Annotated in this window: 29 protein-coding genes; 17 read left to right on the top strand and 12 right to left on the bottom strand. The window is 61.5% G+C overall.

What is annotated here, in order from left to right; translation table 11 throughout:
• Positions 1–34 precede the first annotated feature (34 nt).
• Entirely contained in the window at positions 35–1,552 is a 1,518-nt protein-coding gene (locus tag C7T36_RS01700; protein ID WP_045071114.1) for a leucyl aminopeptidase, read from the top strand.
• Positions 1,553–1,608: 56 nt separating this feature from the next.
• Here C7T36_RS01700 and C7T36_RS01705 read toward each other — a convergent pair whose 3' ends face one another.
• Positions 1,609–1,959, bottom strand: a complete 351-nt coding sequence (locus C7T36_RS01705; RefSeq protein WP_033231043.1) for a hypothetical protein — start codon at positions 1,957–1,959, stop codon at positions 1,609–1,611.
• 355 nt (positions 1,960–2,314) lie between these two features.
• Here C7T36_RS01705 and sucB point away from each other — a divergent pair, with 355 nt between their 5' ends.
• The 5 genes from sucB to C7T36_RS01730 all read left to right on the top strand — a co-directional run bounded on the left by sucB (position 2,315) and on the right by C7T36_RS01730 (position 7,759).
• The gene (gene sucB, locus C7T36_RS01710; protein ID WP_045070336.1) at positions 2,315–4,048 is read left to right on the top strand and encodes a 2-oxoglutarate dehydrogenase, E2 component, dihydrolipoamide succinyltransferase; all 1,734 of its coding nucleotides are present in this window, start codon (positions 2,315–2,317) and stop codon (positions 4,046–4,048) included.
• Positions 4,049–4,156: 108 nt separating this feature from the next.
• Positions 4,157–5,044 (top strand): TIGR01777 family oxidoreductase, encoded by an 888-nt coding sequence (locus C7T36_RS01715; protein WP_033231045.1) that lies wholly within the window; start codon positions 4,157–4,159, stop codon positions 5,042–5,044.
• Positions 5,045–5,073: 29 nt separating this feature from the next.
• Complete coding sequence (gene lipB / locus C7T36_RS01720) at positions 5,074–5,835, top strand: lipoyl(octanoyl) transferase LipB (RefSeq protein WP_045070338.1); 762 nt, start codon at positions 5,074–5,076, stop codon at positions 5,833–5,835.
• Positions 5,836–5,886: 51 nt separating this feature from the next.
• Positions 5,887–6,927 carry a lipoyl synthase gene (gene lipA, locus C7T36_RS01725; RefSeq protein ID WP_230589957.1) on the top strand — a complete coding sequence of 347 codons (1,041 nt, stop codon included), beginning with the start codon at positions 5,887–5,889 and terminating at the stop codon, positions 6,925–6,927.
• A 76-nt stretch (positions 6,928–7,003) separates the two neighbouring features.
• Positions 7,004–7,759, top strand: coding sequence for a DUF4191 domain-containing protein (locus C7T36_RS01730; protein WP_033231047.1), 756 nt, complete (start codon positions 7,004–7,006; stop codon positions 7,757–7,759).
• 67 nt (positions 7,760–7,826) lie between these two features.
• Here C7T36_RS01730 and C7T36_RS01735 read toward each other — a convergent pair whose 3' ends face one another.
• On the bottom strand, positions 7,827–8,300 hold the full coding sequence (locus C7T36_RS01735) for an RDD family protein (protein ID WP_033231048.1): 474 nt from the start codon (positions 8,298–8,300) through the stop codon (positions 7,827–7,829).
• A gap of 215 nt (positions 8,301–8,515) precedes the next feature.
• Between C7T36_RS01735 and glnA the strand changes: the two genes are divergently transcribed.
• The gene (gene glnA / locus C7T36_RS01740) at positions 8,516–9,952 is read left to right on the top strand and encodes a type I glutamate--ammonia ligase (protein WP_021344608.1); all 1,437 of its coding nucleotides are present in this window, start codon (positions 8,516–8,518) and stop codon (positions 9,950–9,952) included.
• Between the two features lie 403 nt (positions 9,953–10,355).
• Here glnA and C7T36_RS29975 read toward each other — a convergent pair whose 3' ends face one another.
• Positions 10,356–10,532 carry a hypothetical protein gene (locus C7T36_RS29975; protein WP_162487763.1) on the bottom strand — a complete coding sequence of 59 codons (177 nt, stop codon included), beginning with the start codon at positions 10,530–10,532 and terminating at the stop codon, positions 10,356–10,358.
• A 720-nt stretch (positions 10,533–11,252) separates the two neighbouring features.
• On the opposite strand from C7T36_RS29975, the gene C7T36_RS30705 reads away from it, so the two are divergent.
• On the top strand, positions 11,253–11,516 hold the full coding sequence (locus C7T36_RS30705; RefSeq protein ID WP_033231055.1) for a cyclic-phosphate processing receiver domain-containing protein: 264 nt from the start codon (positions 11,253–11,255) through the stop codon (positions 11,514–11,516).
• 695 nt (positions 11,517–12,211) lie between these two features.
• Positions 12,212–12,364 carry a hypothetical protein gene (locus C7T36_RS29980; RefSeq protein WP_155276671.1) on the top strand — a complete coding sequence of 51 codons (153 nt, stop codon included), beginning with the start codon at positions 12,212–12,214 and terminating at the stop codon, positions 12,362–12,364.
• 44 nt (positions 12,365–12,408) lie between these two features.
• Here C7T36_RS29980 and C7T36_RS01755 read toward each other — a convergent pair whose 3' ends face one another.
• Positions 12,409–13,014 carry a transglutaminase family protein gene (locus tag C7T36_RS01755; protein ID WP_045070342.1) on the bottom strand — a complete coding sequence of 202 codons (606 nt, stop codon included), beginning with the start codon at positions 13,012–13,014 and terminating at the stop codon, positions 12,409–12,411.
• A 10-nt stretch (positions 13,015–13,024) separates the two neighbouring features.
• Positions 13,025–14,227, bottom strand: coding sequence for an LppP/LprE family lipoprotein (locus C7T36_RS01760; protein ID WP_106939681.1), 1,203 nt, complete (start codon positions 14,225–14,227; stop codon positions 13,025–13,027).
• 122 nt (positions 14,228–14,349) lie between these two features.
• Here C7T36_RS01760 and C7T36_RS01765 point away from each other — a divergent pair, with 122 nt between their 5' ends.
• Positions 14,350–14,697, top strand: a complete 348-nt coding sequence (locus C7T36_RS01765; RefSeq protein WP_045070344.1) for a nitroreductase/quinone reductase family protein — start codon at positions 14,350–14,352, stop codon at positions 14,695–14,697.
• Here C7T36_RS01765 and C7T36_RS01770 read toward each other — a convergent pair whose 3' ends face one another.
• Positions 14,698–15,096, bottom strand: coding sequence for a PPOX class F420-dependent oxidoreductase (locus tag C7T36_RS01770; protein WP_045071116.1), 399 nt, complete (start codon positions 15,094–15,096; stop codon positions 14,698–14,700).
• 116 nt (positions 15,097–15,212) lie between these two features.
• On the opposite strand from C7T36_RS01770, the gene C7T36_RS01775 reads away from it, so the two are divergent.
• The 3 genes from C7T36_RS01775 (at position 15,213) to C7T36_RS01785 (ending at position 17,982) form a co-directional block, all read left to right on the top strand.
• On the top strand, positions 15,213–16,451 hold the full coding sequence (locus C7T36_RS01775) for an inorganic phosphate transporter (protein WP_045070347.1): 1,239 nt from the start codon (positions 15,213–15,215) through the stop codon (positions 16,449–16,451).
• A gap of 11 nt (positions 16,452–16,462) precedes the next feature.
• The gene (locus tag C7T36_RS01780) at positions 16,463–16,792 is read left to right on the top strand and encodes a DUF3349 domain-containing protein (protein WP_080711566.1); all 330 of its coding nucleotides are present in this window, start codon (positions 16,463–16,465) and stop codon (positions 16,790–16,792) included.
• Positions 16,793–16,989: 197 nt separating this feature from the next.
• Positions 16,990–17,982 carry an alpha/beta hydrolase family protein gene (locus tag C7T36_RS01785; RefSeq protein ID WP_045070349.1) on the top strand — a complete coding sequence of 331 codons (993 nt, stop codon included), beginning with the start codon at positions 16,990–16,992 and terminating at the stop codon, positions 17,980–17,982.
• Positions 17,983–18,009: 27 nt separating this feature from the next.
• Here C7T36_RS01785 and C7T36_RS01790 read toward each other — a convergent pair whose 3' ends face one another.
• Together C7T36_RS01790 and C7T36_RS01795 are read right to left on the bottom strand one after the other, a co-directional pair.
• Positions 18,010–18,468 carry a DUF5994 family protein gene (locus C7T36_RS01790; protein ID WP_033231058.1) on the bottom strand — a complete coding sequence of 153 codons (459 nt, stop codon included), beginning with the start codon at positions 18,466–18,468 and terminating at the stop codon, positions 18,010–18,012.
• Between the two features lie 171 nt (positions 18,469–18,639).
• Positions 18,640–18,897, bottom strand: coding sequence for a hypothetical protein (locus C7T36_RS01795; RefSeq protein ID WP_239654802.1), 258 nt, complete (start codon positions 18,895–18,897; stop codon positions 18,640–18,642).
• Between the two features lie 155 nt (positions 18,898–19,052).
• On the opposite strand from C7T36_RS01795, the gene C7T36_RS01800 reads away from it, so the two are divergent.
• The 3 genes from C7T36_RS01800 to C7T36_RS01810 all read left to right on the top strand — a co-directional run bounded on the left by C7T36_RS01800 (position 19,053) and on the right by C7T36_RS01810 (position 20,158).
• Entirely contained in the window at positions 19,053–19,283 is a 231-nt protein-coding gene (locus tag C7T36_RS01800) for a hypothetical protein (protein WP_033231472.1), read from the top strand.
• A 32-nt stretch (positions 19,284–19,315) separates the two neighbouring features.
• Positions 19,316–19,762, top strand: a complete 447-nt coding sequence (locus tag C7T36_RS01805) for a hypothetical protein (protein WP_045071120.1) — start codon at positions 19,316–19,318, stop codon at positions 19,760–19,762.
• A gap of 78 nt (positions 19,763–19,840) precedes the next feature.
• Positions 19,841–20,158: a hypothetical protein gene (locus C7T36_RS01810; RefSeq protein ID WP_146153421.1), complete on the top strand. Its 318-nt coding sequence runs from the start codon at positions 19,841–19,843 to the stop codon at positions 20,156–20,158.
• Between the two features lie 29 nt (positions 20,159–20,187).
• Here the strand turns inward: C7T36_RS01810 and C7T36_RS01815 are convergent, their stop codons facing one another.
• Entirely contained in the window at positions 20,188–20,580 is a 393-nt protein-coding gene (locus tag C7T36_RS01815) for a VOC family protein (RefSeq protein ID WP_045070355.1), read from the bottom strand.
• A 56-nt stretch (positions 20,581–20,636) separates the two neighbouring features.
• Between C7T36_RS01815 and C7T36_RS01820 the strand changes: the two genes are divergently transcribed.
• Positions 20,637–21,458 carry a helix-turn-helix transcriptional regulator gene (locus C7T36_RS01820; protein ID WP_233365294.1) on the top strand — a complete coding sequence of 274 codons (822 nt, stop codon included), beginning with the start codon at positions 20,637–20,639 and terminating at the stop codon, positions 21,456–21,458.
• A 17-nt stretch (positions 21,459–21,475) separates the two neighbouring features.
• On the opposite strand, the gene C7T36_RS01825 is transcribed toward C7T36_RS01820, so the two are convergent.
• The 3 genes from C7T36_RS01825 to C7T36_RS01835 are packed head-to-tail and all read right to left on the bottom strand — an operon-like array spanning position 21,476 to position 24,378.
• Complete coding sequence (locus C7T36_RS01825) at positions 21,476–22,585, bottom strand: LLM class flavin-dependent oxidoreductase (RefSeq protein WP_045070360.1); 1,110 nt, start codon at positions 22,583–22,585, stop codon at positions 21,476–21,478.
• On the bottom strand, positions 22,585–23,427 hold the full coding sequence (gene thiM / locus C7T36_RS01830) for a hydroxyethylthiazole kinase (protein ID WP_033231063.1): 843 nt from the start codon (positions 23,425–23,427) through the stop codon (positions 22,585–22,587). Before thiM ends, C7T36_RS01825 begins: the two co-directional genes overlap by 1 nt.
• A gap of 42 nt (positions 23,428–23,469) precedes the next feature.
• Positions 23,470–24,378 carry a sulfurtransferase gene (locus C7T36_RS01835; protein WP_052683623.1) on the bottom strand — a complete coding sequence of 303 codons (909 nt, stop codon included), beginning with the start codon at positions 24,376–24,378 and terminating at the stop codon, positions 23,470–23,472.
• Positions 24,379–24,447: the final 69 nt, after the last annotated feature.

Here is a 24,447-nt window from a genome sequence, read left to right on the forward strand (position 1 = left end):
GGACGCATCGCACACTCACCACGCAGGAGACATCTTGAGCACTCGCACAGCCCGATCATTGGGACCCGACCTGGTTCTCGCCGGAAAGCTCGGCAAGCGCGCCGACGTATTGGTGGTCGGTCTCACATCGGGTCCCGACGGCCCCGAACTCGCACTCAGCGAAGGCATCGTCGACGAGGATGTTCTGGCCGAAGTACTCGACAGCCTCATCGCCGTCGGCGCAACGGGCAAGCCGGAGCAGCTCACTCGAATCCCCGCGCCGAGCGATCTCCCCGTGGTCAGCGTTCTCGCCGTCGGCCTCGGTTCGGCTGAGAAGCTGGGCAGCGAGCAGATCCGTAAGTCGGCCGGCGCCGCTGCACGCGCACTATCGGGAATCGACACAGCAGCGACGACGCTGTCCGTCCTCGACCTCACCGCCGCAGTCGAAGGCTTTGCGCTCGGCGCGTACACCTTCACCGAATTCAAGTCGTCGAAGTCCGCGCCCGGACCCGACGCGCAACCCCTCGCCCGCGTCGAACTTCTTGTCACGTCGCCGCGCGCCAAGGAAACCAAAGCAACCCTGACTCGTTCGGCCGCTATCGCCGAGGCAGTCGCAACCGCACGCGAATTCGTCAACACTCCCCCCAGCCACCTCTACCCGGCGGAGTTCGCGGACCGCGCCAAGGCACTCGGCATCGAGGCCGGTCTGACGGTCCAGATTCTGGACGAGAAGGCACTCGCCAAGGGCGGCTACGGCGGAATCCTCGGCGTGGGCAAGGGATCGTCACGACAGCCTCGTCTCGTCCGGATGGAGTACGCGTCGAAGAAGCGCGGCGCGTCCAAGGTTGCGCTCGTCGGCAAGGGCATCACGTTCGACACCGGCGGAATCTCCATCAAGCCGGCCGCAGGCATGGAGAACATGACCTCCGACATGGGCGGTGCAGCGGCCGTCATCGCGACTGTGGTTCTCGCCGCGAAGCTCGGCCTGCCCGTCAACGTCGTCGCCTACATCCCGATGGCGGAGAACATGCCGTCGGCCACCGCCCAGCGTCCCGGCGACGTGCTGACGCAGTACGGCGGAATCACCGTCGAGGTCATCAACACCGATGCGGAGGGCCGCTTGGTCCTCGCCGACGCCATGGTTCGCGCCGGCGAAGACAACCCCGACTACATGATCGACACCGCCACGCTGACGGGTGCGCAGATGGTCGCCCTCGGCAACCGCACTCCCGGTGTCATGGGAACCGACGAATTCCGCGACCGTGTTGCATCCATCTCGCAGAGCATCGGCGAGAACGCCTGGGCGATGCCGCTGCCGGAGGAACTGCGCGGCGATCTCGATTCCAAGGTTGCCGACATGGCGAACGTCACTCCGCACCGTTGGGGCGGCATGCTCGCGGCAGCTCACTACCTGAAGGAATTTGTTCCCGAGGGCGTGCAGTGGGCGCACATCGACGTTGCCGGCCCGGCCTACAACACCTCCGGCCCGTGGGGTTACACGGGTAAGGGTGGCACGGGTGTTCCGGTTCGCACGATGATCTCGGTCCTCGAGGACATTTCGGTCAACGGCTGACCTCTTCGCTGTGCGCCTTGATTAACCTCCCGCGGCCAATCAAGGCGCACAGCCGGTCAGCTCCCGTCCCGCAATTCCTGCGTGCGAGCACGTTTGCGTTCGATGCGCAGACGCTCGTCGTGATCGCGCATGCGCTGCGGATATCCCGTTTTACGGACGTCGTACACGGGAATTTTCAGATCCTGACCAAGTTTGCGGGCACCACGCTCACCACCTACCCGGCGACGCGTCCATTCCCCGGACTTGTCGACCAGGACGACAGTGACCTCGGTGACGGTTGTTTCCGGCTCCACGAAGGCCTCGACGCCTTCGTGCTCATGGGCCCAGTTGGCCAGATGCTCTGCGTCGCTCTGGGCTGCCAGTTGCCCTGCACTGGGTCGGCGTTTGAATCGATCGAACAACCCCACGCGTGGATCCCTCCTCGGTGCCGAGACCGCGGAAGAACCCCGGCCGTATGTCAAGTTTGCCAGCATTCAACTGCTGTCACCGGCACAAGACATACCGTTTGGTCCCATACGCGCGTTACACGCTCCACCTACTGACGAGTAGCGACCCACCGAAACCCGGTGGCATCCCCCTCAGCGGACGCGCCCGGCGTATCAATGGAAAGATGAACGACGGTGACGCCGCGCCCGCGCGTCGACATCGGCACAAAATAGCTACAAGTAGCCGCACGTCGCGCGCAACTCGAGCACAATGCACTAACGACCACAAGTCGACAAATAAAACAACCCGAACACAACTGTCGAGGAGTCAAAAGACATGGCCTTCTCCGTCCAGATGCCAGCCCTAGGTGAGAGCGTCACCGAAGGAACTGTCACACGGTGGCTCAAGCAGGAAGGAGACACGGTCGAAGTCGACGAACCCTTGCTCGAAGTCTCCACGGACAAGGTCGACACCGAGATTCCATCTCCGGTCGCCGGCGTCCTGACCAAGATTGTCGCGCAGGAAGACGACACCGTGGATATCGGTGGCGAGCTCGCTGTTATCGGCGAAGCTGGTGAAGCACCCGCAGAAGAAGCACCGGCGCCCGCCGCTGAAGAGCCGGCCGCAGAGGCGCCCGCAGCAGAAGCAGCTCCCGCACCGGCAGCTGAAGCACCGGCAGCCGCTCCCAGCAGCGGAGCCGAAGGCACCCCCGTGACGATGCCCGCCCTCGGCGAGTCTGTCACCGAAGGAACCGTCACCCGTTGGCTCAAGGCCGTGGGCGACGAAGTTGCCGTCGACGAACCGCTTCTCGAGGTTTCCACCGACAAGGTCGACACGGAGATCCCGTCGCCTGTTGCCGGAATTCTTCTCGAGATCAGCGCCAACGAGGACGACACCGTAGACATCGGTGGCCAGCTGGCCGTTATCGGATCCGGCGCTCCCGCAGCTGCAGCACCGGCGGCACCCGCAGCACCGGCACCGGCAGCACCCGCCGCTCCCGCACCCAAGGCCGAAGCACCGGCAGCACCGGCCGCTCCCGCACCCAAGGCCGAAGCACCGGCAGCTCCGGCTCCCGCAGCTCCCGCAGCCGCACCGGCAGCCCCCGCAGCATCGGGTGACAGCAGCCCGTACGTCACCCCGCTGGTCCGCAAGCTTGCCAACGACAACGGCGTCGACCTCGCCACTGTTACCGGCACCGGCGTCGGTGGACGCATCCGTAAGCAGGATGTTCTTGCCGCCGCAGAAGCCAAGAAGGCTCCGGCCGCTGCTGCCCCGTCAGCACCCGCCGCTGCTGCAGCTGCTCCGGCAGCGAAGGCAACTGCAGGCGTCCGCCCCGAGCTGGCTCATCTGCGCGGAACAACGCAGAAGGCCAATCGGATCCGCCAGATCACGGCCACCAAGACGCGTGAATCGCTGCAGACCACCGCGCAGCTCACGCAGACCTTCGAGGTGGATGTCACCAAGATCGTCGCGCTGCGTGCCCGTGCAAAGGCCGGCTTCATCGAGCGTGAAGGCGTCAACCTGACGTTCCTCCCGTTCTTCGCCAAGGCTGTTGTCGAGGCGTTGAAGTCGCATCCCAACATCAATGCCAGCTACGACGAGACGGCAAAGCAGATCACGTACTACGACTCCGAGCACCTCGGAATCGCAGTCGACACCGATCAGGGTCTGCTGTCCCCCGTCATCCACAATGCAGGTGACCTCGGCTTGGCCGGCTTGGCTCGCGCCATCGCGGACATCGCGAAGCGCGCACGTTCGGGCGGCCTGAAGCCGGACGAGCTGTCGGGTGGAACGTTCACGATCACCAACATCGGCAGCCAGGGCGCGCTGTTCGACACCCCGATCCTGGTCCCGCCGCAGGCAGCCATGCTCGGAACCGGCGCGATTGTGAAGCGCCCGATGGTGGTCACCGACGAAAACGGCAACGAGTCCATCGGCGTTCGTTCGATGATCTACTTGCCGCTGACTTACGACCACCGTCTGGTGGACGGCGCCGACGCCGGCCGATTCCTCACCACTGTCAAGCAGCGGTTGGAAGAAGCCTCGTTCGAAGCTGACCTGGGTCTGTAAGCAACTGTTGTTCCGGCCGGGGCGTCATCTCCATCAGGAGGTGGCGCCTCGGCTTTTTCAGTACGGTCGGAGAGAGAACCCCGCTGGATCGAAGGAGGCATTTTCCGAATGCGAGTAGTCGTCGCCGGTTCGTCCGGTCTGATCGGAACGGCCTTGGTGTCCTCGTTGCGCTCGGACAACCACGATGTGGTGCGTCTGGTGCGTCGCCCGACCACCGGTCCCGACGAGTCCCGATGGGACCCCAATCGTGACCGCCTCGACACGTCAGTGCTGCACGGCGCTGATGCCGTCGTCAATCTCTGTGGCGTCGGGATCGGCGACAAACGGTGGTCCGGTTCCTACAAGCAGGAGATTCGTGACAGTCGCATCAGTGCGACAGACGTGTTGGCCGACGCCGTCGCGACGGCCAAGATTCCGGTTCTCGCCAATGCCAGCGCCGTTGGCTACTACGGCGATACCGGCGACCGCATCGTCGACGAGGATTCGGCCGCAGGCACCGATTTCCTCGCGACGACGTGTCGTGACTGGGAACTCGCCACCGAACCGGCCGGCAAAGGCGGCGCTCGGGTGGTGAACCTGCGGTCGGGTGTAGTCCTGTCGCCGCATGGCGGAATGCTCGGGCGTCTGCGTCGGATCTACTCACTCGGCCTCGGTGGACGGTTGGGCAACGGCCGCCAGTACTTTCCGTGGATCTCACTCGAAGACGAGTGCAACGCAATCAAATTCACTCTCACCAATCCCGCGCTCTCCGGTCCTGTCAATCTGACCGGACCGGCACCGGTCACCAATGCACAGTTCAACGACGCGATGTCGCGGATCATGCATCGGCCGGCGCCGTGGATCGTGCCGGGGTTCGCCCTCGAAGCTCTGATCGGCGAGTTCGCGAAAAGTGGCATCCTGGGCGGCCAACGGGCTATACCGTCGGTGCTCGAAAATGCGGGATTCACGTTCCGCCACAACACAATCGGCGAAGCACTGGCGGCCGCGCTGAATTGAGTTGGCAATCGGGCGTAATCTCTAGTGCCATGAGTAGCGCTGCCGGATCCGCACGATTGTCGCAACTGCCGATCGCCGTCGACAATCTCGGATTGATCGACTACACAGCAGCGTGGGATCGCCAACGCGAATTGGCTGCGGAGCGCGCAGACGACATCGGACAGGACACACTGCTCCTGCTCGAGCATCCTCCGGTGTACACGGCGGGACGACGTACCGAACCCGCGGATCGTCCCGTCGACGGCACCCCCGTCATCGATGTCGATCGCGGCGGAAAAATCACGTGGCACGGGCCTGGTCAGCTGGTCGGGTACCCGATCGTGAAGCTCGCCGAACCGGTCGACGTCGTGCGGTATGTCCGACTCATCGAGGAAGCGCTGATCACGGTCTGCACCGACATGGGCCTGACGTGTGGCCGAATCGACGGCCGCTCAGGTGTGTGGCTACCCGCTGAACTGTCTGGCGGCCAGTGGAAGCCCGAACGCAAGGTTTCCGCCATCGGCGTGCGCGTCCAACGTGGCGTCGCACTGCACGGTTTTGCGCTGAACTGCAACTCGGTCCTGACCGGATTCGACAACATCATTCCGTGTGGCATTCGCGACGCCGGAGTGACGACACTGTCGCAGGAACTCGGCCGAGACGTCACCGTCGCCGAGGTCACTCCGGCGATCACCGAAGCGATCATCGCCGCCCTGGACGGAAACTTGCCCGTCACAGTGCGCGACATCGAACGTGTCACCTTCGAGAAAGCCTCACCTACCCCGACTTTTACTACCGTTCAGTACAGCTGACGGGCTCGCCCGAACCCTGTTGCAGTAATCACCGGGCGTAGGATCGTCCCCGTGACTATCGCCCCCGGTAATCCCCCCGTTGCTTCGCTCGCCCCACAAGGCCGTAAGCTGCTCCGCCTCGAGATCCGAAACGCGGAGACACCCATCGAACGCAAACCCAACTGGATCAAGACCCGAGCAAAGATGGGCCCCGAGTACTCGGAGCTCAAGGGCCTGGTCAAGCGCGAAGGTTTGCACACCGTCTGCGAAGAAGCAGGCTGCCCCAACATCTACGAATGCTGGGAAGACCGCGAAGCCACCTTCCTCATCGGCGGCGAGCAGTGCACCCGCCGCTGCGACTTCTGCCAGATCGACACCGGCAAGCCCGACGCCCTCGACCGCGACGAACCACGTCGCGTCGCCGAAAGTGTTCAGGCCATGGGACTTCGATACTCCACGATCACCGGCGTCGCCCGCGACGACCTCCCAGACGGCGGCGCCTGGCTCTACGCCGAAACCGTCCGCAAGATCCACGAACTCAACCCGGGCACCGGCGTCGAGAACCTGGTTCCCGACTTCAACGGCAAACCCGAACTGCTCGACGAGGTATTCGCCTCGCGTCCCGAGGTACTCGCGCACAACCTCGAGACCGTCCCCCGCATCTTCAAGCGGATCCGCCCGGCCTTCCGGTACCAGCGCAGCCTCGACGTCATCACCGCCGCCCGCGAGTACGGACTGGTCACCAAGTCCAACCTCATCCTCGGCATGGGCGAAACCCCCGAAGAGGTCACCGAAGCGATGGCCGATCTGCACGCTGCCGGTTGCGACATCCTCACCATCACCCAGTACCTGCGTCCCTCACCGCGGCACCACCCCGTCGAGCGGTGGGTCAAGCCCGAAGAGTTCGTCGAGCACTCCAAGGCTGCAGAAGAGATGGGTTTCGCCGGCGTCATGGCCGGGCCGCTCGTCCGCTCGTCGTACCGCGCCGGACGTCTGTACGCGCAGGCCATGGCCCATCACGGCCGCGAACTCCCCGAGGCACAGCGCCATCTCACCGAGGGCGGAGACGCTTCCCAGGAAGCCAGTTCACTCATGGCGCGCCTGGCCCGCTGATCCACTTTTTGCTGTGCGTCTTTATTAACCGCGGGCGGTTAGTAAAGGCGCACAGCAATGGACGTATCCTGGTCACATGGCGAACGGCAGCAAATCCGGTAAGGGCAAACCCACCAAAGAGGCAAAGGCTGCAGCGAAGGCTGCCCGCAAGCAGGCTTCCAAGGAACGCAGAACCCAGCTCTGGCAGGCATTCCAGATGCAGCGCAAGGACGACAAGCTCCTTCTGCCGCTGATGATCGGCACCCTGGTGGGTGCTGCTCTGGTCTTCTTCCTGGTCGGTCTCATCTGGGGCATCGAGTGGTTCCTGCTGCCGATCGGCCTCGTTCTCGGCATTCTCGGTGCCTTCATCATCTTCGGTCGCCGCGTGCAGAAATCGGTGTACAAGAAGGCTGAAGGCCAGGCCGGCGCAGCTGCCTGGGCGCTGGACAACATGCAGGGCGCGTGGCGCGTCACGAACGCCGTCGCCGGCACCACCCAGCTCGACGCCGTTCACCGTGTTGTCGGACGGCCGGGCGTCATCCTCGTCGCCGAGGGTTCTCCGCAACGCGTCAAGAGCCTCCTCGCGCAGGAGAAGAAGAAGACTGCCCGCCTCATCGGCGACACCCCGATCTACGACATCATCATCGGCAACGACGAGGGCCAGGTTCCGCTCTCGCAGTTGCAGCGTTACCTGAACAAGCTGCCGCGCAACATCGATACCAAGCGCATGGACAACATCGAGGGCCGCCTCGCAGCATTGAGCGCACGCGGCGGCGGAGCAGCCTTGCCGAAGGGCCCGATGCCCGGCGGCGCAAAGATGAAGGGTATGCAGCGCACGATTCGTCGCCGCTGATTCCGCGCATACAAAAAATGACCCGAGTCCGTCATGGACTCGGGTCATTTTTTGTTCGATCGAATTGTCAGCGCGAGCGAACCAGAAGCGTGCCCGTCGCTCGGTCCTGCATTCCGCGTCCGTCGATGTCGGTGATAGTTGCCGGGATGACAAACACAAGGAGCGCCTGGCGAGCGAGAGCTCGAACGAAGCCGACCCGGATGGGTCCTTCGATTCGCGCCACCTGCAGGCCCATGACAAATTGCCCGGGAGTGAAGTTGAACAGGGTTACCGTGAGCACGCCCACGATGAACCACACGATCAAGGTGATGGTCGACGTCTGGCCGTCGAAAAAATCTCCGGTGATCAGTGAGGCAACGCCGACCGCCATCACCCAGTCGATCATGAGCGCGCCGAGTCGTCGGCCGGAGCCGACAAGCGATCCCGGGCCGTCCTGCGGGAAGCCAAGATTCTCGCCGCGGTACGCCTGCTCACGTCCGTCGGCGTTCTTCGGCAAAGCTGCTTGCGGCCCCGAGAGCCAAGTTCCGGTGATACGTGCCATGCTGTCCAGGATAGGCGTCGTAGCACCGTAGTCCAGATTGCCGTGTTTTAACTGTGCAGCTGATCACACAGATTTCGGAAATCCCCAGGACAATACGACGTGTAACACTGCCGAAACAAAGGGTTGACGAGCGGGCAACACCAGATACCTACCGTCTGGCTCGACGGATTCAACCTTTCATAACAGTTGGCTGAAGCGACTTAAGGAGCACAAGCGTGGCATTCACCACGGCCGAAGAGGTCATAAAGTACATCGCGGACGAGAACATCGAGTACGTCGACATTCGCTTCAGCGACTTGCCTGGCGTGCAGCAGCACTTCTCGATTCCCGCGTCTGCTTTCAACCAGGACGTGTTCGAAGACGGCCTTGCGTTCGACGGTTCGTCCGTCCGCGGGTTCCAGTCGATTCACGAATCCGACATGATGTTGCTCCCTGACGTCACCACGGCCCAGATCGACCCTTTCCGCAAGGCGAAGACCCTCAACATCAACTTCTTCGTCCACGATCCGTTCACCCGTGAGTCCTACAGCCGCGACCCGCGCAACGTTGCCCGCAAGGCCGAGGAGTACTTGGTCAGCACCGGCATCGCGGACACCGCATTCTTCGGCGCCGAGGCCGAGTTCTACATCTTCGACTCGGTTCGTTACGACTCCGGCATGAACTCCGCTTTCTACGAGCTGGATTCGGTTTCCGGTTCCTGGAACACCGGCGCCGAGACCAACGCCGACGGCTCCCCCAACCTCGGCTACAAGGTTCGCGCCAAGGGTGGCTACTTCCCCGTCGCTCCGTACGACCACTACGTGGACCTGCGCGACGAAATCTCCACCAACCTGACCAACGCGGGCTTCGAGCTCGAGCGCGGCCACCACGAGGTCGGCACCGGCGGACAGCAGGAGATCAACTACAAGTTCAACACGCTGCTTGCAGCTGCTGACGACCTGCAGCTCTTCAAGTACATCGTCAAGAACACCTGCTGGCAGCACGGCAAGTCCGCCACCTTCATGCCGAAGCCGCTCTTCGGTGACAACGGTTCGGGCATGCACGTCCACCAGTCCCTGTGGAAGGACGGCAAGCCCCTCTTCCACGACGAGTCCGGCTACGCAGGCCTCTCGGACATGGCTCGCCACTACATCGGCGGCATCCTGCACCACGCTCCGTCGCTGTTGGCCTTCACCAACCCGACCATCAACTCGTACCACCGTCTGGTGCCGGGCTACGAAGCTCCCATCAACCTCGTGTACAGCCAGCGCAACCGCTCGGCAGCTGTCCGTATCCCGATCACGGGCAACAACCCGAAGGCCAAGCGTCTCGAGTTCCGCGCACCCGACTCCTCGGGTAACCCGTACCTCAACTTCGCTGCACAGATGATGGCCGGCCTGGACGGCATCAAGAACAAGATCGAGCCGATGGCTCCGGTCGACAAGGACCTCTACGAGCTTCCCCCGGAGGAGGCTCGCAACATCCCGCAGGCTCCGACCAGCCTCGAGACGGTTATCAACCGCCTCGAAGCAGATCACGAGTACCTGACCGAGGGTGGCGTCTTCACCACCGACCTGATCGAGACCTGGATCTCGCTCAAGCGCGAGCAGGAAATCGCTCCCGTCAACCTGCGTCCGCACCCGTACGAGTTCGAGCTCTACTACGACGTGTGATCCCGGTGGAGTGGCTGGCCTGCACAGCAGTTCGCAGGTCTAGCCCTCCGTCCGCAGTACCTTTAGCCGAGTCCACCCGCTTCGCGATCCCAGCATCGATCGCAGAGCGGGTGGACTCGTCTGCGTCGGGCCGTGCCCGTAGACATCGAGGGTTGCTTTGCGCTATCCGTCGGAGAACCCGAACGCGGGTAGCTCATCGCTGTCTAGGCCGTCGAAAGTCACCTCGTATGCCAACGCGGCACTCGCTTACGTGTCGGCGGCCAATGCCGGGCTCACGGTTCAGCATGGAACGTCTGGTCGCACTTTGATGTCCGATGCGACAAATAGGGCACTGAGCGCTGTGGGAGAGTCACTTACGCTCATGTGAACCGGCGCGACGTGGGCACAGATCCAAGGTTCGAACTTAGTCACCCTGGCGGGGCTTGTCGCATCCGGCGTGCCGCATCTCACGCCTTTCTGCTCGCCGCAGTTCGGCGGCTGATTCTTCGAGGTCGGTGTGGCTGATTGCGCGGCCAATCCAGACCGCGGACAACGCGCCTACGACGATCCAAACGGCGACAATTCCGACAATCCACCACATAGCTGGGAGTGTGCCATGGGTTGTCTGGCTCTGTCGGACTGTGGTCCAGTTTTGGTGGCGGGTTCACCCCCGGTTTCACCCGACCGGGGCGCACGGGATTGGAAGAGCCCACCGCACAGAATTGCTCACGCAGGGCAACTAGCGGGCAGGGCTGCATAGGTCTCGTTTCGATCACGGCCAAGTGGGTACATGACTCGCAGGCCGCGACGGCCGGGGCGAGCATGCGGCCTCGCAACCGCGCGGTTCAGGTTCTTGCCGGTTGAGCACACAGCCCACAGGAACCGATGTCGTTCGGGACTTCTTCCATGTCGGGGGATTTCGCTTCAATGAACGATGCCCCCACTCTCAGTCGCTGAGGGTGGGGGCCTTTGTCGTCATCCGCGTTGAGCACACAACGTGGGGACCCTCTTTCCGTGCTGAGCTGACCCCTCATGTCTTGCCTCGCATTCCTAACCGTAGGCCTGCGCACAGGTTCGTGCCAGGTTTCCGAACAAGACGATCGGGACAGATGGCAGCCGATTCGTATTTGCAGGCTGCCCAGAGTTGCTCACACGCAGCGACTGTTGGGAGGAATTCCTTAGGTCGCTTACCTCGACCGACTAACACCCCACAGACTTCGGGACTGACAGCACTTGCGACTCGCCCACCTTAGGTGCTGGACTTTCGCCCCCGTTTCGGGAGATGGTTAGCAATGCAACCGAACATAGCCACGGATACACAATGAACCTCTGGGTCGACAACTTACGGAAACCGCCAGATGGGTGGACGTGGGCAAAGACCAGTTCCGGAGCTATCGACGCACTCTGTTTCGGCATGGTGGAACGAGTCTCTCTTGATTACAACCTGGGCGGCGATGACACCACACGCTCGGTCATTCGCTGGATGCGCGAAAACAGTGTGTGGCCGAGGGAGATCCACGTGCATTGCATCAACCCTGTACGTGTCGAATTGCTTACCAGATTCATCGACCGGTATCGCAAGTAACTCCGCCCAGAATTGCTCGATGCCCCGCCCCCGATGAATCGGGAACGGGTTTGGTGCGACTGGGTTGAACTTCATCGATGCTGGCGGATTCGTCTACATACGAAAATTCAATTCGTATGAGCAAGAAGGCATTTGATATTTTGGATCGCATACCGGGCGCTGCGGTAGCCCACCGCCAAGTTTGATCACCGCCAGGCGCGGAGCGCTCCTTCCGCATCAGCATGATTGATAGCGCGGCCTAACCAAACAGCAAGGAACGCGGCGGTTGCCGTCCAGCCCGTCAAAATTTCAACAATCAACATGTCGCGATTGTGACACATGACCAACATATGTAACTACAGATCGAATAACGATGTAACGCGGCTCACCGAGACGCACAAACTGATTCCTGATTTTGCGAGCGCAGGATCAGAAAAAGTAGGTACCTATGTAGGTAATTCTGCCCGCGCACATCACGCCTTCCACTGACAGTGTCAAAACGTACCTACAACGTGATCGAAGGTGGCGGCAACGGATGAACCTCAGGGATCAACTGGACACGTGTCAGTTTCTACTGAACCGTGCCCAACTCGCAGGTGACGTCGACGCCATTCGGCGACTCTCAGAGCGTCGACTCGTGCTGGTTAAACAGCTAGCCAGCATGAGAGCCCACCTCCGCCTGGTGTAGGTACACCAAATTCTCGTAGCATCGGACGATGACCCCACTCGATGTCGGCATCATCGCCGTCGCTGTTCCTGCCCTGGGCATCACTGTGTGGGCTACCGCGATGTTTTTCCTCGGCCGAATTGTCCGGGCTCGCCGCAAGTCTGGACGCATTACCTATCGTGCCGAGACGCAGCCAAGCTAATGCCACAGTTCAAGTCTCATCACGTAGCCACCGGCACAGAAGACTCACGTATCCAGGGCCGTTGGCAAGCCTCCGCCCAGAAGGTCGAGAACGTTGGTCGCACCGCGAAGTGCATCGGCAACGCACGCCGCAGTTGACGCAAATACCTGCGGGTAGTCGATCTCCCCCAGCGCCGGATCGACCGGCCAGGCAAGCCTTTCCGAGCCAAGTGAGAATTCCGCGTTCACCCCGGCCTTGTTTCCGCGCGGATCCTGGCGATGCCAGGATCCTTCGAGATAGATCGCGACCAATCCGTGGAGCACGAAACCGTCGCGATCCACGAGTCGCTGGTAGCAGAGCCCAGTCGGAATGCCCTCGGATCGCAACAGTGCGGCCAGTAAGTGGGACTTTGCGTAACACAGCCCGACCCGCGCTTCGAGAACCTCCGTCGCGGTCAACGTCACTCTCGGATCCTGAACATCGTTGGAGTGCCCGACATTGTCTCGCACCCATTCGAATGCGACCTTGGAGAACGCACTCTCGGTGTCCGACTCCTGACGCAACTGTTGCGCCAAGGATCGGATAGCCGGGTCGGCAACTTGGATGATCTCGTCGTGCCCCAGGTAGTTCTGCGGAGCTCCCGCCTCGAGCAAGAGTTTTTCAGTCGCCATATCCAGAACCCTAGTTACAGCCGCTCATATTCAGCAGCTCGGCCGGCAGATCGTTCTGCATGACGACCTCGTTCCCGTCCCAGACGAAAGTAGCGGTCGCCAAGCCGCTCGGATTTGCATTCGAGTCCATACCGCGCGGCCACCTGTACTGCACCGTTGCACTCTCGCTGGTGCCATCGACAACGGTGGTGAATCCGAACGCACATGACGTCGCAGTTCCGAGGTACTCACCTCGATGGAAAAACATCACGTGCTCCGGCGAACTGCCCGTGCCGCCCTTGGTTTCGACAACGGCGTAGCTCAGGTCGGCACACGGATCGAAGTTCGTGTCCCCCATGAAGATCCATTCGATCCCGGGGATCCTGGCATCGGCAGGAACTTGCGCGACGGCATTCGTGATCGCAGTGTTCTGGGAAGCGTTACCGCACTGGAGTGTTGACGCCGTCGCGGGATCGACAGCATTGTCGCCACACAGCCAGGGCCAACCTGTCAGCTGCCGAAGATTCTGCGGCTCCGCACTGAAGGTCTCCTCTTCACCGAACATCGAGCCGTCCCCAGACCCGCCTGCGTTGGCAGCGTCATACGTGTAGGAGGTGACCTTCATCGACGGCCGGGCGGTAGATCCGCCGTACGGCGAGATGAATTTCCACACCTCGATCGGGCTATCGGTGTCGCCGGTGCAGCGGACCGCAGTGTCGTAACCCTCGCCGCTGTGCAGCTTCCACTCAACGGGGTTGCCTTCGTACAGCGAGACCGGCGGCGACATCACCGCGAGTGTCGAGTCCTCCCAGGACCAGACCTTGTACGCGGCGCTACCTCCGAGATCGGATGTGGCGATGACTACTTCAGCCCCCGGACGCCCGTCGATGTCCCACGCTCCGACAAATCCGCCTGTTCGTTGAATCGCCGGATCCGCGAGCATGGTGGACTCGGTCGCCGCCACCTGGGCTTCGGTGCCGGCCATCGTGAGAACCACTATCTGATCGTCGACTCGGCCGATCGAATCGTCCAGGCCGTCCCCATCGACGTCCGCCAGCGCCACATCGACGCAGCGCAACCTCCCCGCACAGACGTCGGGCACGGATGTTTCCGTCGACGTCGAGAATTCCGTGCTCTCCCCCACCTGCGCCGCACCGTCGATCGATTCCGATCCACACGACGTGAGTACTACTACCGCCGACGCACACACAAAAACAGCCAACTTGGTTCTCACATTGCCCCCTGATCCGATCACCGGAGATACCCGAGAATCATAAAAGTCCCGTTGAGGTAATCGGGGTTAAGCTGGCGAACGAATTTCGAGACGGCACCATCGAGATGATCGAGGATAGACCTATGAACACCTTCCAGAAGTCTGCGGCGGCCATCAACAAGGTGGTCTTGGCCGCGATGCGCGTGCCGCTTGTCGAAAAGCTCATCGGCGGTTCGACGGCCCAGATCACCTACACCGGACGCAAATCCGGAAAGACCTTCACTTTGCCTGTTTCCTACCGCCAGAAGAACGACGAACTGTTCATCGGAGTTGCACTTCCCCAGAAAAAGAACTGGTGGCGCAATTTCCTCAACGAGGGCGATCGGATGCACGTCAAAATTCGGGGAATCGATCGCACCGGGCACGCAGTCAGCACCCGAGACGACAAAGGCAACGTATCCGTGAAGGTGACCCTGGACCCAGTCGGCTGATTACAACGACCCTACGGCGACAACGACGCCCACGTCGCCATAGGGAAACGAACCCTTGCCGATATGGCCGAGCTTGTTGAAAAATTTCGAAATCGGCACCATCACACCATATTTCGCTTTCACTTTGCTTTGAATCTCGTCGAAGTCGGGACCGGAGCTCACCAAGGTAGCGGTCCCAGCGGCAGGCACAGCACCGGGCGCCGGCTTCCCACGGTTGTTGCACGGCACAACGGTCACCCGTGGATTGTTGCGCAACCGTTTTGCCTTGCCGGATCTCGAGGACGTCCAGAATCCGATTCGTCCGTCAGACAGCGGCACAGCCCAGGTGGGCGTCGCAACGCCATCGCCGCTCTTCCTGAAGGTAGTTACCGAGATCGTTTTCTCTTCACCGAGGGACATCGATCGAGCGTATTCCTGTTCAGTCGAAGTGACCACAGAAACAATTCGGCTAGAGCGCTCGAACACCAGCGGCCAAGTCCGTTTCACCGACCGCTCGTCAGGGAATATCTATACACGTGAATGCGGAACTGATCGTTCTCCTGGTTGTTGTTGTCACCGCGCTCGGGTTCGACTTCACGAATGGTTTTCACGACACCGGAAATGCGATGGCCACCTCGATCGCTACCGGAGCGTTACGCCCCAAGGCAGCAGTGGCCCTATCCGCATCGCTCAATCTCGTCGGAGCTTTCCTCTCCGTCGAGGTGGCCGCAACGGTAGCCAAAGGTGTGGTGAACCTCGGAAATGTCGGTGGCCAAGCGCTCCTGACGATAGTGTTCGCGGGCCTTGTGGGCGGCATCATCTGGAACCTCGCCACCTGGCTGCTCGGTATCCCGTCGAGTTCCTCTCATGCACTGTTCGGCGGCTTGATCGGCGCAGCAGTTGCGTCGCTGGGCATGAATGGCGTCGCGTGGAGCGGCGTCCTGAGCAAAGTAGTTATTCCGGCAGCGCTGGCACCGCTCGTTGCCGGCTTGGTAGCAACAGCAGGCACATGGCTTGTCTACCGAATCACGTCGAACGTCCGCGAAAACACCAAGGAGCGAGGCTTCCGCTTGGGCCAAATCGGTTCAGCCTCACTGGTTTCTCTCGCTCACGGGACCAACGACGCTCAGAAGACCATGGGCGTCATCTTCTTGGCTCTGGTCGCACACGGCACCATCTCCGCCGACGCTCCGATGCCGTTCTGGGTCAAGTTGACCTGTGCGCTCGCGATTGCGGCGGGCACTTACCTGGGCGGGTGGCGGGTTATCCGCACACTCGGCAAGGGCCTTGTCGAGATTGCCGCACCTCAGGGAATGGCTGCCGAAGCGTCTTCCGCTGCAATAATTCTCACCTCCAGCCACCTCGGTCTCCCGCTGTCTACAACCCACGTGGCAACGGGTTCGATCCTCGGAACCGGACTCGGGCGCAAAGGCGCCGAAGTCCGCTGGAGCGTCGCACGACGGATGGGTATCGCGTGGTTGATCACGCTCCCCTCCGCTGCACTCGTGGGAGCCGCGTGCTGGGGCCTGGTGAATGTCGTCGGTGGACTGCCCGGAGTGCTCGTGGTCTTTGCGATTCTCATCGCAATGGCCGCCTGGATGTACATACGCTCCCGCAAGGAACCCATCGATCCCAGCAACGTCAACGCTGATTGGGACGGCGCTCTGGTTCCCGCCGAAGTTCCGGGACCCGACGTCAGCGTCCTCACCGAAACCATCGTCCCCACAGAAACCATCGTCCCCACAGAAACCAAAACCCTGCACCTACCGAACTGAAAGTCATCACATTGCCTGCACCGATCCCATCATTGGCACAGTCGATCCTTACGTGGCTACGCGTCGGTTATCCCGAAGGGATCCCACCGAAGGACCGAATCCCTCTCATGGCATTGCTTCGCCGCCGACTCACCGACGCGGAGGTTCGCGAAATCGCAATCGGTACTGCACTGGCCGAACTGATCGACGACAGCAGCGACCAGGTAATCAGAGGTGACGAGATCAGTGCCCAAATCTCCGATGTGACAAGCCAAAGCGCTTCCGACCAGGACATCGCACGCGTCGCAGCAGTCCTGGCGGCGGCGGGATGGCCGCTCGCCGACCTCGACGCAGGCCGATGATCTCCTCTTGACCGACCCCTATGAACTAGTAGCGGCAAACCAACCGCTTCGGTATCAATGCAGTAACAGATCCGCAATTGATTGACTCCGCCCCCGGACAGTTCGCGAGAATGCAGTAACTCGGGGGCTCTGCCAGATTTCTCGAGCACACCACTAAAGGGGCGGGAGTGGCGCGAATGCGATTTTTCCAACGAGGGATGACAAAACAGATTCGACAAGTCAAGTCCAGGACACGTCGTTGGTCGGGAACCGCGGCACTCGCCCTGACGCTTCCGTTGGCGATTGGACTGATCGGATCCTCGGTGGCCGCCGCAGCACCGGCACGAACCGCACAATCCGGCGGCTACGAAGAAGTTTTTGTCGACTCCTCGATGGGTCCCATCAAGGTTCAGATCCAGTGGGCATCTCGCGGCGGCAACGCTGCCCTGTACCTGCTTGACGGGCTCCGCGCTCGCAATGACCGCAACGCCTGGAGCTTCGAGACAAATGCATTCGACCAGTTCCGCGACAACAACATCACGTTGGTGATGCCGGTCGGTGGCCAGTCGAGTTTCTACTCCGACTGGTATTCGACCAGCAATCTCAACCGCCAACCAGTCACATACAAATGGGAAACATTTCTCACCCAGGAACTTCCTGCTTACCTCGATACTCGTGGCGTCTCGCGGACCAACAACGGTGTCCTCGGCCTCTCGATGGGCGGCAGCGCAGCACTGACCCTGGCCGCCTACCACCGCGACCAGTTCAAGTTCGCTGGATCATTCTCGGGATACCTCAATATCTCCGCGCCCGGCATGCGTGAAGCGATCCGGGTTGCGATGATCAGCGCCGGATCCTTCAACGTCGACGCAATGTGGGGCCCACCGTGGAACCCGGCGTGGTTGCGTAACGATCCCCTCGTTTTTGCACCGGAGCTGAGGGGCCTGTCGATGTATATCTCGGCGGCGAGTGGATTGCCGGGAGAATTCGACAAACCCCGACGACCAGTGGACTTCGTCAACACCGGTAGCGCAATCGGACTCGAAGCACTCGCCTTGCTCAACACCCGAGCATTCCAGGTACGCCTCAACACACTCGGCATTTCTGCCACGTACAGCTTCCCGTCCAACGGAACCCATTCGTGGCCGTACTGGGGTTCTGAGCTATGGAAGGCACGCGGTCAGATCCTCGACACACTCAACGCCTGGTGAGCGGCTGCCTGTGACACAGACCCCGACTCACGGCACTCGATAGGTGTCTCCACACGTAGGATCCACCAGACGGCGCATGATGTCGTACGCCCGATCCGGATCGACGTATGGCGGAATCATCATCAACACAAGTTGCCGACCGTAGATGTCGTCGAGATACATCAAATCTACGGGTTGACCTGGATACGGACCTCGAACTTCGAGGCCGTCGACCTCGTCGATACGACGCTGCGCAGTGCTCACCGTGTTCCAGTCGAACGCAACCCGGGTAATCGGCCCTAGACGCAACGAGAGTGCCGATATCAGATCGTGTAGCTCCGCTGTGACGTTGGTGGTCCAGGGGAACCAAGCACCGTCGACATGCGACTTCACCGCGCCCTGACCCCGCAGTAGGAACCGTGGTGTTCGAGTAGGCGAAGGAAATGGTTGACCGGGGTGTCGCGGTTGCGTTTCCATCCCGAAGTCGATGGTGTTTGTGTGCGCCATGACGGACGCCCCTTAGATCAAACGTTCATGGGACCGTCAGGCATACGCCGGATCATGAGACCCATGTCATCCAGAGTACGCCGCCCGGGCTGTCCGAAATCTCCTGCCGCGATGGCGATCCAGCTCAACGTCCGGGAGCCCTCGAGATCCACCGCGAACCCGGAGCGGTGGTCAGCCGCCCAATTCGGCGATCATCTGACTCAATGACGCGGCAGCCAATGTCAATTCACCTTCGACCGGCGATTTTCCGCCGGACGGCAGTCGCTCGCTGAGTTGCTCGCGCGTCACGATTGAGATTCCGTCGGATTGGAATCCTTCCTCGTGCGGCTCGTAGACTGCGATACCGCCGTCGACGGCCACCAGTTCCGCGTGCGGGTTGCTCCGGAGAAGAGCGCGCAGGTGTTCGGCAGTCACAGTCAGATCGTTCATGCGCATCTCTTTCGCGTCGACAACACCACACCTGGGCATCCAGTAGGTACCCACTGACAGTGACTCGAAATCAGAGCCGAGAATTCCGGTTTCGCAACGCCGGTGACCGGGCACAGCGATCGAGTACAGCGCGAAGACGAATGGACGTGACGGCTATGAGCACGGAAAAGCAGTTATTCCTCGCGACACGTTTGGACGAGTTGATCAGAGACTTGGAAGCGGATGCACCAGCGCCTGCGCAAGGTCCCCCTGGCCATCCCGACGGGCTACTCGTCACAGCACAACGGCATCGGGCGGAGGTTGACACAGCTGACGCCAAGCACATCGACGAGATCATGAGCGCTCACCCGGAGATTGCCGCTGCGTGGTCGGACAGGTCGACGTAGGCCCGCGAACGCGACCGCCGACGGACGTGATCATGAAGGCACTGCCGGCAATACTGACGAGCGTCGTGGTTGTGTGCGTCGTGGCCGTGGGTGTTTATCTCGTTACCCAGAGATCGCCACATGGCGACACGTCGCGCCCACTCGCCGATACGTCAGCCATTATCGACGGGCAACCGACGACGTGCACCGAGTTGTTCGGCGCGACGTGCAGCTTCGACCTGCAAACCGAGTACAACCAGTGGGGCGGGGCGATCGAAAGCTTCGTGAACTCCGGACTGCTCGGACCCTACGCCCGCAGCATCGGATTTGTCCCCGCCGCGAAGCTGAGCCTGCAGGCATGTGGCGTCAGCAACACCACGGGCCGAACCGTCCTCGACTTCAACGACCTGGCCCAGGTGGACCACCCCGATGCCAGCACGACCGACCTCTTCCCGTTCTGGAATGCGTCTCGCCAATTCGTATGTCCTGCAGCGCCTTAGCGACCCAGCGGCGCGAGTCGCCCGGGTCGCGACAGGAGCTTGCCAGGCGCTGCCACATACTGTTCCCATAGTCACAGCATGCGGCACCTACTGGAAGCGGTCGACGGAGCAATGGCAACTGACATACCCAAACGTGATCGACGCCAACGCCTCATGGGATCCGTGGCTCAGATCGTCATCGGCCTGCCGCTAGGCCTGATCGCTGCTGGAGCTCTCTGGCAAGCGCTGCCTTTTCAATCCGGGATCGTCATATTCGTGACCGCCGTCGTAATTACACTTGTGCTGCCGGCACTCGTCGCCGCCCGCTTTCGAACTTTGACACCCGGCGCTGTCGCATTCGCGGTATCGGCGACGCTACTCAACCTGCTGGTGGCACTCGTCGTTCTCGAGTTCTGACAAGATGCCTCGCGCTCAAAATGATTGGGTCAGAGCGCGGCAAACAGATCGACGGTGTTTCCGTCCGGATCGAGTAGCACCGCATAGCGCTGCCCCCACACGGCGTCAAAGGGTTCCTTGTGCCCGGGAAAGTCTGTGGTGATCCGCTTGTACGTTTCGTCGACGGCCTCGGGGGTGCCGAAATCGAAAGCCAGAGCCACGGGGTGTCGGCCCGCGACCGTCGCATATTCAGGGTCGAAACTCTTGATCGTCGACTCTGCATCCCACGCCAGTCGCAACCCGTTGCCGAAGGTGAACTCGACGTGTGGGGCATCGGACGGCGTTTCGGGGATGTCGAGGCCCAGACTGCGGTAGAACGCCAGGGAACGATCGAGATCGGTAGTGACAATTCCGACGAGGTCGAGACGGGGTGAAACCGACACTGTGTTCTCCTGTTTTCGGTTCGAAAAGTAGTCGACGAGTGTGTGACGATCAAGAGATGACTGCCACGGACGCTCGCACCACACACGGTAGTCGCAGTGCAGAATCCGGTCTTGAACAAAACGGCCACACATACACCGAACAACGCATCACGGGCACGGACTTCTTCAGTTGCCTGTGGACAAGCACATCATCTGCAGCCGAATCGACGCCGACGACCACGGCATCCGAGGAACCCGTCGCAACGCACCGGATCATTCCGGATCTCTGCGCAGACTTCATCGTCGACAGCACCGGCAAAGCCTGGCTGGTCGGCCCGGCAACCGTCGCAGATCTCGTCACGACGGCACCTGGAGTGACCCGGTGGGGAGTTCGTATCAATCCCCCGGCGCTACGTTCGATACTCGGAACCGACGCCGAGATTGTGCAGGACACCAAAATCGATTTCGGCGACGTTCTCTCGTCACGCCAGGCCCGGATACTGGCCGACGCGCTGCGAAGCACACGCGTCGACGCAACACTCCTCGAAAACCTCTGGCCGAGTATCTGTCCCGATGATACGGCCCAGATCGGCTACGCAGCGTTGACCGCGTCGCCCGAAATACGGGTCCGCGAAGTGGCATCGGATCTCGGGGTTTCCGAGAGACATTTCCGCCGCACAATCGCTGCGTCGACTGGGCTCTCTCCGAAGACGATCCAGCGAGTCCAACGTATGCAGAACGTGCTGATGCTGGCCCGCGGCACGAACACATCCGCGCACATGTCACTGGCAGACCTTGCGGTGCACGCCGGATACGCCGATCAGGCCCATCTGTCTCGAGATGTTCAGGCACTGACCGGCGTCACTCCGACCCAGCTACTGCGCGAGCACCGCCGCTAACGCGAGTGCCGCACAGATCAGTCCAGTTCGTCGAACCGCGGAATCAGATACTCCGACACCCATTTTGCTTCTTCGATGAGTGGCCACCCGGCGAGAATGAGGGCGGTCAGCCCGGTGCGCTGCCGAAGGGTACGCACCGAATCGGTGATCGAATCGGGGTCGCCGACGTAGTAGACCGCCGACGAACCGGTTCCGAAGATATCGAGCGGCGACCACGCGGTAATGCCGGCATAGAGCCCGTCACCGACATACAAGTCTTCAGGTTCAGGGAGCCGACCCGCTGCGATTGCATCGACCCACCCTTGGCGCTGCGAGTCGCGGGCGGTGAAGGTCTTGAGATCCTGCGCGCCGTGTGTGCGTCGACGCACCGCGTTGTCGAGAACATCTGCAATCTGCTCGATGCCTGTCTTCTCGAACAGCGACCGGAATCGTTCGAGGGCTTCGCCTTTCGTAGGCCTGACGATCACGCCGGTCAAAGCACCGAAGTCTGTGAATTCGCGTCCAGCGGCAGTTGCCGCATCCCTTGCAGCCGAGAACTTCTCCTCGATGAAGGACGTTTCACGGAGCATCGCCAGGTACGTGTCGAGCACCTTGCCTGAATTTGCCAGGCCTGCAGGCGAATCCCCGGTTCCCCACAGCGGAACCTGGTGTCCCACCGGCGCGTCGATCCGCAACGGCGTGTTGGGGAAGTTCGACTCGGTGCCCTCGGCGTAGATGCGTCGGAAATCAGCCCAGTACTGCTCGCCCAGTTCGTACCGCTGATCGTGGTCGACGTTCATGTCGTACTTGGTCAGGATGTTCTCGCGGCCGTTGACCGAGTTGATCATCAACCTGCCACCACTGAAAGCGTCGAAGGTCAGCGCCTTTTCGGCCAGCAATCGTGCCGGCGTCATGTTCGCGTAAATCGCGACCAGGAACTTCATGCGACTGGTGTGGGCTGCGGCCCACGTCGCGGAAATGAACGGATCGTTCGGCCAGGTCGCTACCAGTGCACCTTCGAATCCGCCGTCGTCGATCGTCTTCGCAAGTTCGATCTGGCGCGCGCCGTCCACCGGGTATAACCCACCGGGGCTCCACGGGTAGTCGCCGTCGGCCTGGGTGAGATACCAGAAAGTTTTGACGCTCATCAGTTCTGCACTCCAGCCGGCAGTTCGAAGGATTCGACGCGGGCCCGCGCCCGAACGGTGTCGGCATCGACGGCATAGAGCGCGTCCAGATAGGCAACCGCAAACGATCCGGGGCCGGTGGAGTTCGCCTCGGCGATCTCGGACGCAACCGCAACGTGAGTGTGGGCTGCAACAAGTCCTTCCAGCGGCGTCTGTGCCACAGCAAGATACGCAGCAACAAGGCCACCCAGGGAGCATCCGGTGCTGGTGACACGGGGAAGTAGTGCGCTGCCGCCCGAAATCTTGACGCCGACCACGACGCCGTCACGATCACGTCCGACGACGTAATCAACTGGGCCCGAGGCAGATACCGCGTCCGTGTACTTCAGCAGTGCAAGCGCCGCCGGAACAGCATCAATCGAATCGGATGCACTGTCGACGCCGCGGGTATCGCCACCGAGACCGGCGAGCGCGATGATCTCCGACGCGTTTCCGCGGATTGCGGTCGGATGGAACTGGAGAAGGTCCACGGCAATCTCACTGCGCCAGGGCAATCCGCCGACACCGACCGGGTCGAGAACCCACGGTGTGCCTGCGCTCTGTGCTGCTTCGGCTGCAACTCGGAAAGCCGCTGCGGTCGCGTCATCCGGAGTTCCGAGATTGACCAGAACTCCCCCGGCGATCGCCGCAAATCCGGCCGCCTCGTGGACATTGTCGATATGCGCATTGCTCGCGCCTGCCGCCAAGAGAACGTTGGTCAGGAAGTTGGCAGAGACGATATTGGTCAGTGATTGAACGAGCGGCACCTGCGCGCGAAGCGCTTCGAGCGCCGAGGCAACGGTGTCAGCAGAGACGTCAGACATGGATTTTCCTTCGAGAATGTGAGGTCGGTACGGGCCGGGCGATCAGGACTCGCGACATCGATCGCCTTCGGCGGGCTCGATTCCCGTGACCATCGGCAAAGTGGGGTCGGCGGTCCATTCTTCGAGAGAACCGTCGTACACCTTGATGGCGTCGTAGCCGCTGATCACCAGTCCGAGCGCGCTCAGACACGCGGAAACGCCTCCGCCGCAATAGATGATGATCGGTGCGGCGCTCGCCGACAGTTCCCGCGCACGGACGGAGACATCCGTGGCAGGGAGCATCAATCCGTTGTCGTCCAGCAGGCTTTTGGCCGACAGATTCCGGCTTCCCGGGATGTGCCCACGACGCGAGTATCTCGTTTTCTCGGTTCCGGCAAATTGCTCAGGTGACAACGCACAAACAAGGGTGCCCGACGAGGTGCCTGCAGAGACCGCGGCGACATCGTCTCGATCCGCCCACAGGTCCAGATCGACAACGCCGCACGGCGCAACAGAGTGTGCAGGTGCTCCTTCATCCCCTGATTCGACGGGAAACCCGTGCCACGTCCAGGCCGCCAATCCGCCGTCGAGAACCCGCGCGTCGATTCCCGCATTACGCAGCACCCACCACAGCCGCGAGGCCCAGGTCATCGAGCCTTGGTCGTACAGGACGATTGTCGAGCCCACACCGATCCCGGCAGCGGCCAGGTCGAGGGACAATTGCTCGGCCGTGGGCTTCGTGAAGTGCAATGACGCATCGCGGTCGGAGAACGTTGTCATGAGATCTACGTGGCGAGATCCGGGAATATGCGCGTCGACCCAGCCTGCGTAGCCCGATTCGGGGCGGTAATCACCGTCGAATCGTGCAGGCGGGAAATGCACCGTGACGTCGAGAACTACGACGTCGCTGCCAGTCAGCAGCTGCGCAAGCGCCTCACTGCCGATCAACGGCGTGACCGATGTCTGTGTCACCGAAGCACCTCTCCGTAGTTGAACCAAGCAAGTAGAACCAAGCAAGCTGAACCAAGCGAACTGAAACCA

Source organism: Rhodococcus sp. AD45-ID, from assembly GCF_003023755.1.
Taxonomy (GTDB): domain Bacteria; phylum Actinomycetota; class Actinomycetes; order Mycobacteriales; family Mycobacteriaceae; genus Rhodococcus_F; species Rhodococcus_F globerula.

What these genes read in the sequence shown, in the direction of transcription:
- sucB (WP_045070336.1), top strand. Translation starts at nt 2,315, where the DNA reads ATGGCCTTCTCCGTCCAGATGCCAGCCCTAGGTGAGAGCGTCACCGAA.
- C7T36_RS01715 (WP_033231045.1), top strand. Translation starts at nt 4,157, where the DNA reads ATGCGAGTAGTCGTCGCCGGTTCGTCCGGTCTGATCGGAACGGCCTTG.
- lipB (WP_045070338.1), top strand. Translation starts at nt 5,074, where the DNA reads ATGAGTAGCGCTGCCGGATCCGCACGATTGTCGCAACTGCCGATCGCC.
- C7T36_RS01730 (WP_033231047.1), top strand. Translation starts at nt 7,004, where the DNA reads ATGGCGAACGGCAGCAAATCCGGTAAGGGCAAACCCACCAAAGAGGCA.
- C7T36_RS01735 (WP_033231048.1), bottom strand. Translation starts at nt 8,300, where the DNA reads ATGGCACGTATCACCGGAACTTGGCTCTCGGGGCCGCAAGCAGCTTTG.
- C7T36_RS29975 (WP_162487763.1), bottom strand. Translation starts at nt 10,532, where the DNA reads ATGTGGTGGATTGTCGGAATTGTCGCCGTTTGGATCGTCGTAGGCGCG.
- C7T36_RS30705 (WP_033231055.1), top strand. Translation starts at nt 11,253, where the DNA reads ATGAACCTCTGGGTCGACAACTTACGGAAACCGCCAGATGGGTGGACG.
- C7T36_RS29980 (WP_155276671.1), top strand. Translation starts at nt 12,212, where the DNA reads ATGACCCCACTCGATGTCGGCATCATCGCCGTCGCTGTTCCTGCCCTG.
- C7T36_RS01755 (WP_045070342.1), bottom strand. Translation starts at nt 13,014, where the DNA reads ATGGCGACTGAAAAACTCTTGCTCGAGGCGGGAGCTCCGCAGAACTAC.
- C7T36_RS01765 (WP_045070344.1), top strand. Translation starts at nt 14,350, where the DNA reads ATGAACACCTTCCAGAAGTCTGCGGCGGCCATCAACAAGGTGGTCTTG.
- C7T36_RS01770 (WP_045071116.1), bottom strand. Translation starts at nt 15,096, where the DNA reads ATGTCCCTCGGTGAAGAGAAAACGATCTCGGTAACTACCTTCAGGAAG.
- C7T36_RS01785 (WP_045070349.1), top strand. Translation starts at nt 16,990, where the DNA reads ATGACAAAACAGATTCGACAAGTCAAGTCCAGGACACGTCGTTGGTCG.
- C7T36_RS01790 (WP_033231058.1), bottom strand. Translation starts at nt 18,468, where the DNA reads ATGGCGCACACAAACACCATCGACTTCGGGATGGAAACGCAACCGCGA.
- C7T36_RS01795 (WP_239654802.1), bottom strand. Translation starts at nt 18,897, where the DNA reads ATGAACGATCTGACTGTGACTGCCGAACACCTGCGCGCTCTTCTCCGG.
- C7T36_RS01800 (WP_033231472.1), top strand. Translation starts at nt 19,053, where the DNA reads ATGAGCACGGAAAAGCAGTTATTCCTCGCGACACGTTTGGACGAGTTG.
- C7T36_RS01805 (WP_045071120.1), top strand. Translation starts at nt 19,316, where the DNA reads ATGAAGGCACTGCCGGCAATACTGACGAGCGTCGTGGTTGTGTGCGTC.
- C7T36_RS01810 (WP_146153421.1), top strand. Translation starts at nt 19,841, where the DNA reads ATGCGGCACCTACTGGAAGCGGTCGACGGAGCAATGGCAACTGACATA.
- C7T36_RS01820 (WP_233365294.1), top strand. Translation starts at nt 20,637, where the DNA reads ATGACTGCCACGGACGCTCGCACCACACACGGTAGTCGCAGTGCAGAA.
- C7T36_RS01825 (WP_045070360.1), bottom strand. Translation starts at nt 22,585, where the DNA reads ATGAGCGTCAAAACTTTCTGGTATCTCACCCAGGCCGACGGCGACTAC.
- thiM (WP_033231063.1), bottom strand. Translation starts at nt 23,427, where the DNA reads ATGTCTGACGTCTCTGCTGACACCGTTGCCTCGGCGCTCGAAGCGCTT.